We start from the raw sequence: 11,155 nt of genomic DNA on the forward strand, positions 1-11,155 counted from the left end.
GGCGGACATGGCGGAAACGGCGATCTTCACGGCGATTCCCGCGGGGCGCCTGCGCGAGAACGGCCAGCTCAAGGTGACGGTCTTCGTCACGCCGAAGCTCGACACCGGGGCGCCTGCAGGCAGCGGGGTGCTGGCCGAGCTCGCCTCGTTCGAGGCCTTCGCGAACTGGCCGAAGACCGTGCTCGACGCGCGGTTCGTGTTCGACGTCGACGGCATCGGTCAGGTCGAGGGGTTTCCGCTCGACGACCCGATCGTGCCCGCCCCCGAACTCTGGGAACGGCTGTTCGGGCGCACGAGCGTCGGCGACGCGGGCTTCCAGCACTTCGAGCAGGCCGTCGTGCACTCGTACTCGGTCGACGAGGTCGCGTCGGCGATCACCGGGCTCTACCAGACGATCGCGGTCACGAGCCCGACCTCGTTCCCCGCGATCACCCGTGGGCCGCTGCAGGGCAAGCTCGTCGAGCTCCGTTCTCCGCGCACGGTGCTCGAGCGGTGGGAGCAGGGCCACCGTCGCGAGATCAAGCGGTATCTCGCCGAACTCCGCGGAGATTCCGATCCGAAGGGCCGGTACCTCCGCATCGACGACGTGCCGCCGGCCGAGCGTCCGGCGGTCGCGCTCGCCGCCGCTGCCGCGTTCTACGACCGAACGGATGACCCGTGGGACGACGCGACCGCAATCGCCCCGCCGCCCGCACCTGCGCCGCCCGAGTTCCACAGTTTCGTCGCACGCTGCGCCGACTACCCCGAGATGCTCCGCCGCCTCGGGCTCGCGATCGACGTCTGGATCAAGGACGACCCGGCGATCGGCGAGTTCACGAGCATCCAGCTCGTCGCGGGTACGAACGGCGGGGTGCTCGAGTCGCTCATGACGGATGCCGCGGCACGGCCGATCACGAACGCGCACTACTCCGACCGGGTGTGGGCGCCCACGACGCGGGCCGAGCTGCCCGACGTGGTCGACGGCAGCCTCGTGGTCGACGACGAGCGCCGGTTCCTCGTCGACCAGCTCGATCCCGACGGCTCGGCGCTCAAGGTGACGACGCTGCTCGCCGAGCTCGAACGCACCGACGCCGAACTGCGCGACAGCGCCGGTCGCAACAACAACGCGCCCTCGATGACCGACGACGCGTCGTCGCTGCCCGCGCTGAAGTCGGCGGGGCTCATCATCGCCCGCCGCGATCGTGCCGGGGGGCTCGTCGAGCAGTTCGACGCCTCGGCGCAGCACGAGACCGATCGCGGCAACGGGGCATCCGCTCGCCTGAACGCGGCGGATGTCACGCGGGGCTGGCGCATCGACGTGCAAGACGACGCATCCGGCGGCCGCGAGTGGTTCTCGCTCCACCGTCGGCAGGGCGAGTATCTGCTCGTCGCGCCCGACCGCGCGCCGACTCCGCTCCCGGTGCAGCCCGAGCCCGACGAGGGGTATCTCAAAGCCGCGAGCACCTCGGCGAACGAGGCCGAGCCGACCGCCGACCAGTACTTCCACGAGACGCTCGGCGGATGGGACGGCTGGTCGCTCGCGGTGAAGCGACCGGGCAAGATCGTGAACGAGACCCGGCCGGTCGACCCGCAGGCCGAGCCACCGGATGTCGCGGACACGGGCTTTCCGCTGGCTGCACGGTTCTCGGTGCAGCCCGGCTCGCTGCCGCGGCTGCGGTACGGCCGCCGTTACCGGGTGCGGGTGCGCGCGGTCGACCTCTCGGGGCGATCGATTCCCGACGACCAGCTCGACGAGGCCCATGAGCGCGACCTCGACGACACCTACCAACGCTGGGAGCCCGTGCCGTCGCCGGCCATCGTGCCGCTGACGGAGTACACCGAGGGCGAATCGCTCATGCGCCTCGTGATCCGCTCGACGCTCGACGTGCCGGTCGGCGACTACGTGCAGCTGAACCGCGTGCGCGCACTGCCGGGGCACGAGGCATCCGGCGATCTCGGCATCGTCTATCGCGTCGAGAACGAGCGCAATGTGGCTGCGCCGATCGGCAGCGTCCAGCTCGCCGAGATCCACGGTCTGCTCGATGCCGCGCTCGCCGGGGACCCGGTTTCGGTCGCCGCGCAGTTCGCGATCGCGGGCCGGGAGGCGGGCAGCTACCTGACGTTGCCCGGCGGCCGGGTCGTGAGCAAGCTCGAGACGCCGTCGACGCTCGACGGCACGAAGGAGCAGGTACTGCCCGACGGCCAGTACGTCGTGCACCCGAACCGTTCGCTCCCGCTGCCGTACCTGCCCGATCCGCTCGCGAGGGGCATCTCGTTCACGACGCTGCCCGGCGACGTCACTGCCGGCGGCGGAGCCGGGGCCGCCGGGGCCGACGTGGTCGGCACTCCGCCGACCCGGCTGCTGCGGTGGCCCGGAGAACCCGACGACTGGTTCGACCGCCGGCCGGTACTGCTCCGCGTCGTCGAGGGCGATTCGCCCCCGGCCTTCGACGACGCGGCCCGCACGCTCACGGTGTCGCTGCCGAAGGCGACGCTCGCGACGGTGCGGCTCAGCTCCTTCCTCGACGACGCCGACGTCGAACTCATGCGCGTGTGGCACCTCATCGACGAGCACCAGGCGCCGGCGAGTGCCGATCAGCGCGAGACGGTGCGTCGAGGCCGGCACTGGATGCTCACACCGTTCACCGAGCTGACCTTCGTGCACGCCGTCGAGAAGCCGCTCGAGCCGCCCGAGATCCGACTGGGCCCGGGTTCGAGGCGTGACATCGGGGCGACGTTCTCGCTGCTGCCCGGCACCGTGCACAACCACGCCGCGAGCACCGGGCGTATCGACCTCGATGCCGACTGGAACGACCCCGTCGACGACGTGCTCGAACCCGCGCCGCGTGAGGAGGGGAAGCGCGCGCACGTCGCCGACTTCGACCTCGAGACGAGTGAGATCGACGCGCTCATGTGGCCGACGAGCGGGCCGGCCGCCGGGTTGTTCGGTCCGCGCCACGAGGTGCGGCACGAGTTCGGCGACACCCGCCACCGCTACGTCGACTACACGCCGCGCGCGACCACCCGGTTCCGCGAGTACTTTCCGCCGCAGATCACGGATGACCCCGAGCTCATCACCTCGGTCGGGCCAAGGCTGCAGGTCGACGTGCCGTCGAGCGCTCGCCCCGCCCCACCCGACGTGCGCTACCTGGTGCCGACGTGGGAGTGGCGAACCGAGCGCATCGAGGTCGACGCGCCGTTCGCGGTGCGGCGCGTGCGCACGGCCGCCGGCCTTCGCGTCTACCTCGGTCGGCCGTGGTACTCGAGCGGGCCAGACGAACTGCTCGGCGTCGTGCTCGCCCGGCAGCCGTGGATCTCGTGGGCCGCCGACGTCGCGCGCGGGGTGCTGAGCGACGTGGAGTCGCCGGCGCTCGCCGACGCCTGGTCGAGACAGGTGCTCGAACGGCAGGGTGCGATCGTCGATGCTGCGACCTCCGCCGGGGAGCAGCTCGCCGCGGGCGTGCGCTCGATTGCGGAGCGCGTGCGGCGGCAGGCGGTCGAGCCGGGTGCACGTATTCGAGCGCGAGACGACCTCGAGCGCTTCCTCGTGGCGAGCGACCGCGCGGTCACCGCGGCTCGCCGCGCAGACCTCGACCTGCTCGCCGGCATCGAGAGTTCCGTCGCATCGGGCATTCTCACCGAGTTCTTTCCGCTCTTCACCGGCACCGGCCCCGAGGGGCGCAGGTTCACGAGTGTGTGGGGCTCCGATCCCGTGTTCGCCGGCGAACCGCTGCCCGCCGGGCCGTTCGCACACCAGTTCCCGCTGCGCAGCGCAGTCGGCACGGTGCAGCTCGCCGAGGTCGACGACCGGGTCACCGTGGTCGGCCACGAGCCCGAGTTCGACGCCGACCGCAAGCTCTGGTTCTGCGACATCCAGTTGGAGACCGGCGACGCCTACACGCCGCTCGTGCAGCTCGCGCTCGCTCGCTACCAGCCGCACTCGGTGGTCGGCCAGGAGCTCTCACCCGTCGTACGCGCCGACTTCGCCCAGACGCTGCCCCGACGCGCCGCGACGTTCGTCGCCACCCCCGACGGCCGCGCGGTCGCGATCACACTGGCGGGCCCCGTCGGCGTTCCAGAACACGCGAACACCCTGCCGAACCTCGCCGCCGAGGTTCGCGCCTCGCGCCGAGTCGAGGCGTGGGTCGAGCGGCTCGCCGGCGGAGCGACGAGCGATCTCGACTGGCAGGCGGTGGGCGCACCCGTCGAACTCGACGTGCGGATGGGCCTCGGCGCGATTCGCAACCAGCGGTACGGCGAGGTCGAGTGGGCGGGGGCCGTCGGGCTGCCCGAACGGGTCGATGGCGACCGGTTGCGCGTGCGCATCGCCGAGTACGAACTGCACGAGGGCGACACGATCGGGCTGCCGGTCGTGCTGCTCATCGTGCCGCAGCGCGGACGACGGCTCGTCTACAGCGACTCGGTCGACCTGCCGTGAGCAGAGCGAACCGCGAGCTCGGTGAACCGCGAGCTCGGTGAACTGCGAGCTCGGTGAACTGCGAACTCGGTGAATTGCGAGCTCGGTGAGCTGTAGCTCGGTGACCTGCGAGCGGCGCCTCAGCCGAGCGACTGCACGAACCGCCGCACGCGCGCCGCCATCTCGTCTGGCACCTCGGCGACCGTGAAGTGCCCACCCTCGGCGAGGCGGTCGAATTCGCGCAGGTCGAGGTAATGCCGCCGCACGAGCGACTCGGGATACGTTGCTTCGTGCCGCTGGATGAAGACGGCAGCGGGCACCGAGTTCGCAGGGATCGGGTCTGGGGTGTCGGCGCCCTCGTAGTACGGGCGGAACGACGAGGCGATCGTCTGGGTGACCCAGTAGATCATCGCCTCGGTGAGGATGCGGTCTCTCGAGATGCGTCGTTCGACCGCGCTCGGGTCACCGGGCGGTGTGTCGCTCCACTCGACGAGTTTCTCGGCGAGCCACGCGAGCAGGCCGGCAGGAGAGTCGTTGAGCGCGAACGCGAGCGTAGCGGGTCTCGTGGCCTGCACGTGGCCGTACGCGCCGTCGGTCTCGTGACGCGCGGCGATGCCGTCGAAGAACGCCCGCTCGGCGGGTTCGGTGAGCTCTTTCCGCTCGTCGGACGTCGGGAAGTGCGCGTGCGTGGCGACGATGCCCGCGACGTGCTCGGGGTAGCGCGCCGCGATGAGGTCGCTCACGTTGGCCGTGACGTCTTCGCCGTACGTGAAGTACTGCTCGTAGCCGAGCACCTCGGTCATGAGTGCGTGCATGGTCGCCGCCAAACGCTTCTCGGTCATCTCACCCGTCGCGTACGGCGAGGAGAATGCGAACCCCGGCAGGCTCGCGACGACGACATGGAAGTCGGGCAGTCGGTCGGCGAAATCGAGCTGCAGGGCGAAGGTGTGCGGCCAGCCGTGCATGACGAGGAGCGCAGGGGCATCCGCTCGCTCTGATCTCAAGTGCGCGAAGTGCACCGCAGCGTCGCCGATCTCGGCGATGAACTGCGGATGCCCGTTGAGCCAGGCCTCTCGCGCCCGCCAGTCCCAGACGGCCCACTCGGAGATGAGCTCGCGCAGGTACTCGGCGGACATTCCCGAAGGCGGGCGCCGCGGCGAATCGTCGGGCACCCTGCTGCGCGCGAGGCGGTCTCGCAGGTCGTCGATGACCTGGTCGGGGACATGAAGCTCGAAGGGTCGCAACTCGCTCATAGGCCGACGGTATGCCGTGCCACCGACATCGACATTTCGCGAGTTCGCCACGGGTGTCGATCCCGCGCGATCTCGTTCGACGTCCAGGATGAGAGCGGAGATACCGGCTCTGGAAGGATTCCATCATGCGCACCCTCATCGTCACCGAGTTCATCAGCCTCGACGGCGTCATCGACTCGCCCGGGGGCGGCTCGCACCCGCGCGCCGGCTGGACCTTCAAGGACGTACCCTTCGTCGAGGAGGCCTACGAGATCAAGGGCCGCGAGCAGCTCGAAGCGAGCGCGATGCTCATGGGACGAGTGAGCTACGACGAGTTCGCGCCGGTCTGGCCGTCGATGGAGGACTTCGCCGAGTACAACGCGATGCCGAAGTACGTCGTGTCGTCGACGCTGTCCGACCCCGAGTGGAGCAACACGCGGGTACTGCGGTCGCTCGACGAGGTCGCGAAGCTCAAGGAGGGCGAAGGCGGCCCCATCATCGTGCACGGCAGCGCCACCCTGGCACAGGGCCTCGCCGCGGCCGATCTCGTCGACCGGTACCACTTGCTCGTGTTTCCGATCCTGCTCGGTGCCGGCAGGCGCCTCTTCGCGAGCGATGGCGACCCGTACACGCGCCTCGACCTCGTGGAGTACGAGGCGTACTCCAACGGTGTCGTCAAGCAGGTGCTCGACGTCGTTCGCTGAGCGGATGCCGCGGCAGCGGGCCGGTCACATGATCGCGCTGGAGAGCGCGGGCGCCCGCGTCAGCGCATCCACGACGTCGACGGCGTCGCGATCCATGCCCATGAGCGTCTCGGATGCCACGGAGTACTGGAACGGCATGCCGACGAACGCGAGCCCGGGGCATCCTTCGGCGAGGCCTCGATTCTCGATGGGCCGACCATCGGCGTCTACGACGCCCTCGATGTCGATCCATCCGAGGTCGGGGCGCGAGCCCGTGCACCACACGACGGTCGCCGTGTCGATGACAGTGCCGTCGGCGGTGACCGGGCGCCCCGCCTCGACGCGGTCGAGGCGGCCGACCCGCACGACGCCGGCGCGATCGAGCTGTGCGGGCTTGTTGCGCACGAGCATGACGCCGTGGCCGAGATTCGCGGCCCGCGCCGCACGGCCCTTGGCGGTGTCGATCGTCGTGCGTCGCAGACGGCCGATGAAGATGCCGCTCATGAGGTTGCCGATCAGGGTGTCGATATCGATGGGCACATGCCCCGGATGCCGCCCCGCCAAGGTCACGGCGTGGCCGGCACGGGCGGCGTCGAGCGCGACATCCGTGCCCGAGTTCGCCGCGCCGACGACGAGCACCGCGCCGTCGGCGAGCTGCTCGGGCCCGCGGTAGTCGATGGAGTGGAGTTGCCGGATCGATGGGTCGAGCTCGCGCGCGAGCGCCGGCACGACGGGGATGCGGTGCGCGCCCGTCGTGACGACGACCCGGTCGGCGAGCACGTCGCTGCCGTCACCGAGTTCGAGGCGGAAGAAGCCGTCGGACCGACGGGTGAGCGCCACGACCTTCGACGAGCTTCGCACCGGCAGCTCGAAGTGCTGCGCGTACCGCTCGAGGTAGTCGCCCATCTGGGTGCCGGTGGGGTAGCCGAACCGGCCGACGTCGAGGCGCAGGCCCGGCAGGCTCGCGAAGGGGCGCGGGGTGAACAGGCGCAGCGAACGGTACCGCTCGCGCCACGAATCCCCGATGCGCGTGTGCTCGTCGAACAGCTCGAATGCAACTCCGCGGTCGGCGAGGCGCTTGCCGACGATGAGCCCGGCTGCGCCGGCTCCGATGACCGCGGTGTCGATGACGGTGGTGGACATTTGGCCTCCCTTTCCGCGTGACACTACGGATGCCCCGTCGCTGCCGCGTCGGCAGAAATGACCATTTGCCGTGGTGCGGGCGGCGTGCGGCGTGCGGCGGCTCAGTGCGTCGCGTTGAGCCCGTGCTCGAACGCGAACGCGGTCGCAGCCGAGCGGCTGCCGAGCCCGAGCTTGCCGAGGATGTTGCTCACGTGCCGCGCCACCGTGCGCTCGCTGAGGAACAGCTCGTTCGCGATCTGCCGGTTCGAGCGGCCGCTCGCGATGAGGCGAAGCACCTCGAGCTCGCGTCGCGTGAGGCCGGCGGATGCCGCGGCGCGCTCGCCCCCGACGGCGACCCGTTCGAGTCGGTCGAGGTCGGCGACCGCGCCGAGCCCGGCGAGCACGGTGCGTGCAGCGTCGAACTCGAGTTGGGCCGCTTCCTCGTCGCCGCAGGCCCGGTTCGCTCGGCCGAGCAGCACGCGGGTGACCGCCGCTTCGTAGGGCGCTTCGAGTCGTCGCCAGGCCGTCCACGACCGTCGCAGCAGAGGCAGCGCCTGTTCCGGGGCATCCGTGTCGATCAGGAGTCGGGCTTCCGCCCGGTCGGCTTGCGCCTGCAGGTAGATCGTGCCGAACTGCTCCGCCATGGCGCGCAATTCGGCGCAGGCGCGGCTCGCGACATCCGTCTCGCCGTGCTCGATCTCGAGCTCGACCTGCGCGGCCAGCAGCTCGGCGCGCGTGCCCGGCGTCGGCGCCGTGTCGAGTGCGCGGGCGACGCCGGCTCGCGCAGCAGCGATGCGCCCGCTGTCGCGCCGCAGCAGGGCGAGGCCGGGCTGCACCTCGCGCCCGAGCTCCGCAGCGCGCCGGTAGGCCGCATCGGCCTCGGCGCGTCGGCCGACGAGCCGGCAGAGTTCGGCCAGCCCGTAGTAGGCGTGCTCGAGCGTCTCGGCGCGCCGCTCGCGAGCGCAGACGGCTTCGAGCGTGGCGGTGGCCTCGTCCCATTCGCCGAGGAGCCGCAGCACGCCGGCCCGGTGCACCGAGCATTCGCCGCGGAACGGCTCGAGCCCGCGCTGCGCATCGCACCAGTCGCTGAGGTCGCGGGTCCACACGCGGGCGCGTTCGATATCCCACCGATCGAGGCAGCTCGCGATGACCGCGCAGTACGCGGGGCCCGCCGCACGGTCGCTCACCCGACCCGACGAGATGGCGAGCATGACGCGGTCCATGCAGGCGAACCCCTCGTCGACGCGGCCGCTGCGCACCAGCGACCGCCCGAGTCTCATGGTGGCGAGCACCTCGGTGTCGGCGTCACGGGCGTCACGTGCCAGCGCGACCGCGCGCTCGCCGAGGGCGACGGCTGCTTCGACCTCACCCGACGCGAACGCCTCTGCCGCCCGGCAGAGCGCCGCCGTCGCCTCGCTGCCCGGGGTGCTCCCGGCGAGATCGCACAGCTCGAACAGCCGCGCCATCCATGCGCCCGCCCGCACGGCCTCGCCGTGGTCGGCGAGCGTGAAGCCCAGCCAGAACACGCAACGGATCGCGGCATCCGTCTCGCCTTCGTCGAGGTAGGCGAGGTGAGCCGCTCCCCACGCCTGCTCGCATTCGGCTTCTCGGCCGAGGAACCAGGCTGCCAAGCCCAGTGCGTCGAGCTCAGCGGCGGTGAGCTCGCCTCGGCGGGCCGCGAGCTCGTCGTAGTTGGCGACCCAGTCGGTGACCTCCACTGCGCCTGCCGGGGACATGGCGTCAGTATGTGCCTCCGGAAGGGTGGTGACAAGCACGGGCCTCACACGTTCGCAGGTGCATCCGAATCCGCGTTCGCCAGTTCCGCCTCACGCTGAGGCGGAACTGGCATGCCGACAGGCGCATCGCTCACACCGATCTCATTCCTGCGAGCTCGCCGCGCAGCAACGGTCGAGCTGACCCGATCGATGACGATGCCGATCGTCAGGGCGATGGCGATACCGAGGAGTGCTGCGAGCAGTGGGTTGCCCGAAAGCCATTGGCCCGCGAACAACCCGATCACGACCGAGTACACGGCCCAGCTGATTCCGGCAAGGGCGGAGAGCGGCAGGAACCGCCGTCGCGGCAGGCCGGCGGCCCCGGCGGTGACGTTGACGGCGACTCGCCCGACCGGGATGTAGCGAGCGGTGAGGATGAGCACGGTCGCCCGTCGGGCGAGGCCCTCGCGTGCCCACTCGATCGCGCGGCGGGCGGAATCGCGCCGCATCCATCGCCAACGATCGAGTCCCACGGTGCGCCCGATCGTGAACGCGATGTTGTCGCCGAGGAACGCACCGGCGGCAGCTGCGAGCACGGCGCCGACGAGCATCGCCCAGTCACCGGTCGCCGCACCCGCGGCGGCAGCGGCGATGACGACCGTCTCGCTCGGCACGGGTGGGAAGAATCCGTCGATGACGCACACGACGAAGATCACCACGTAGACCCATGGCGACTGCACGAGCGAGAGCACGATGTCGGTGAGGAACTCCATGCCTTCGACGCTATGTACGGGGTTGCCGTGAGCGCGTCCCCCTGTCGTCGCATTCGACGTAGTACCGCAGTAGGGGCCGCCGAGGCGCCGAGGGGACCGAGGCGCCTGAGGCGTACTCGGCTACCGTGGCGCCCGGAGCGGGCGATCGGGCGGTGACCGGGGCGGGCGACGCCCACCCCGATCTCCATCGCTATGCCGCCGCGGTGTCGCCTGCGACGGTCGTCACGCGCAGCCCGTCGACGAGCGAGGTCGTCGGCCGGCCGATGAGGCGCGAGAGCGTGCCATCGGTCTCAGCGAGCACACCGCGCCGGATCGCGTCGTCGATGCCCGCGACGAAGCCCGCCATGCCGGTGTCGAGGCCGGCCGCCTCGAGCGCGGCGATGTGCTGCTCCGTGGTGAGCGGCGTGTACGTCACCTCGCGGCCGACGACCTCGGCGACGGCTGCGGCGAACTCGTCGTAGTTCCAGGCGACGTCGCCGCCGAACTCGTAGGTCTTGCCGAGGTGTCCGTCTTCGAGCAGCACGACGGCGTCGCCCTCGGCGAAGTCGGCACGGGTCGCGCTCGCGACGAGCCCATCGGCCACGGATGCGGCGATCACGCCGGTCGACGCGGCGCGCGCGACATCCGCTGCGTAGTTCTCGGTGTACCAGTTGTGGCGCACGATCACGGCGGGAATTTCCGAGGCGGCGATGGCCTCTTCGGTGGCCTTGTGGTCGGGGGCGATCACGAAGTCGGCCGTCGTGGCCTGCGGCGCGCTCGTGTAGACGAGTTTCGCGATGCCGGCGGCCTTCGCGGCGTCGATCACGTTCTGGTGGAGCGCCGCGCGGTTGCCGGCCTCCGAAGCCGAGACGAGCAGCACGGTGTCGACGCCCTCGAGCGCCGGGGCGATGGTCTCGGGGCGTGCGTAGTCGAGTTCGACGGTGCGGATGCCGCGTGCCGCGAGCTGCTCGATCTTCGAGGTGTCGCGGGCGCTCGCGACGATCGAGTCGGGCGCGGCGCCGCGGGCGAGCAGCGATTCGACGACGAGGCGGCCGAGTTGGCCCGAGGCGGCGGTGACGAGAATGGTCATGGTGTTCGGTGTTCCTTCCGATTGCGGTCACCAGTGGGCAACCGGATACTGCTCGCGAGCCTTCCCTCGCGACGGTACCCGCCTTCGCGGAAGGCACCCACAGGCCGACGGCATCGTGGTGCGAACCTCGTCTCCCGAGGTGCCGCCGCGGGTGGAGTACGCGCT

7 protein-coding genes are annotated in these 11,155 nt (G+C 70.9%); 2 read left to right on the top strand and 5 right to left on the bottom strand.

The features are described from left to right. The first annotated feature begins 7 nt into the window (after positions 1 to 7). Complete coding sequence (locus AC1C2R_RS11275) at positions 8 to 4,417, top strand: hypothetical protein (protein WP_495379961.1); 4,410 nt, start codon at positions 8 to 10, stop codon at positions 4,415 to 4,417. 119 nt (positions 4,418 to 4,536) lie between these two features. On the opposite strand, the gene AC1C2R_RS11280 is transcribed toward AC1C2R_RS11275, so the two are convergent. Further along, positions 4,537 to 5,649, bottom strand: a complete 1,113-nt coding sequence (locus tag AC1C2R_RS11280) for an epoxide hydrolase family protein (protein WP_495379962.1) — start codon at positions 5,647 to 5,649, stop codon at positions 4,537 to 4,539. A 125-nt stretch (positions 5,650 to 5,774) separates the two neighbouring features. Here AC1C2R_RS11280 and AC1C2R_RS11285 point away from each other — a divergent pair, with 125 nt between their 5' ends. After that, on the top strand, positions 5,775 to 6,332 hold the full coding sequence (locus tag AC1C2R_RS11285; protein ID WP_495379963.1) for a dihydrofolate reductase family protein: 558 nt from the start codon (positions 5,775 to 5,777) through the stop codon (positions 6,330 to 6,332). A 24-nt stretch (positions 6,333 to 6,356) separates the two neighbouring features. On the opposite strand, the gene AC1C2R_RS11290 is transcribed toward AC1C2R_RS11285, so the two are convergent. From AC1C2R_RS11290 to AC1C2R_RS11305, 4 genes are all read right to left on the bottom strand, one after another. Continuing rightward, positions 6,357 to 7,454, bottom strand: a complete 1,098-nt coding sequence (locus AC1C2R_RS11290) for a flavin-containing monooxygenase (protein ID WP_495379964.1) — start codon at positions 7,452 to 7,454, stop codon at positions 6,357 to 6,359. Positions 7,455 to 7,555: 101 nt separating this feature from the next. After that, positions 7,556 to 9,169, bottom strand: a complete 1,614-nt coding sequence (locus AC1C2R_RS11295) for a LuxR C-terminal-related transcriptional regulator (protein ID WP_495379965.1) — start codon at positions 9,167 to 9,169, stop codon at positions 7,556 to 7,558. Positions 9,170 to 9,213: 44 nt separating this feature from the next. Beyond that, positions 9,214 to 9,921 (bottom strand): DedA family protein, encoded by a 708-nt coding sequence (locus tag AC1C2R_RS11300; protein WP_495379966.1) that lies wholly within the window; start codon positions 9,919 to 9,921, stop codon positions 9,214 to 9,216. A 190-nt stretch (positions 9,922 to 10,111) separates the two neighbouring features. After that, positions 10,112 to 10,990, bottom strand: coding sequence for an SDR family oxidoreductase (locus tag AC1C2R_RS11305; RefSeq protein ID WP_495379967.1), 879 nt, complete (start codon positions 10,988 to 10,990; stop codon positions 10,112 to 10,114). Between the last annotated feature and the right edge of the window lie 165 nt (positions 10,991 to 11,155).

It is taken from the genome of Agromyces sp. Y182 (assembly GCF_059445385.1).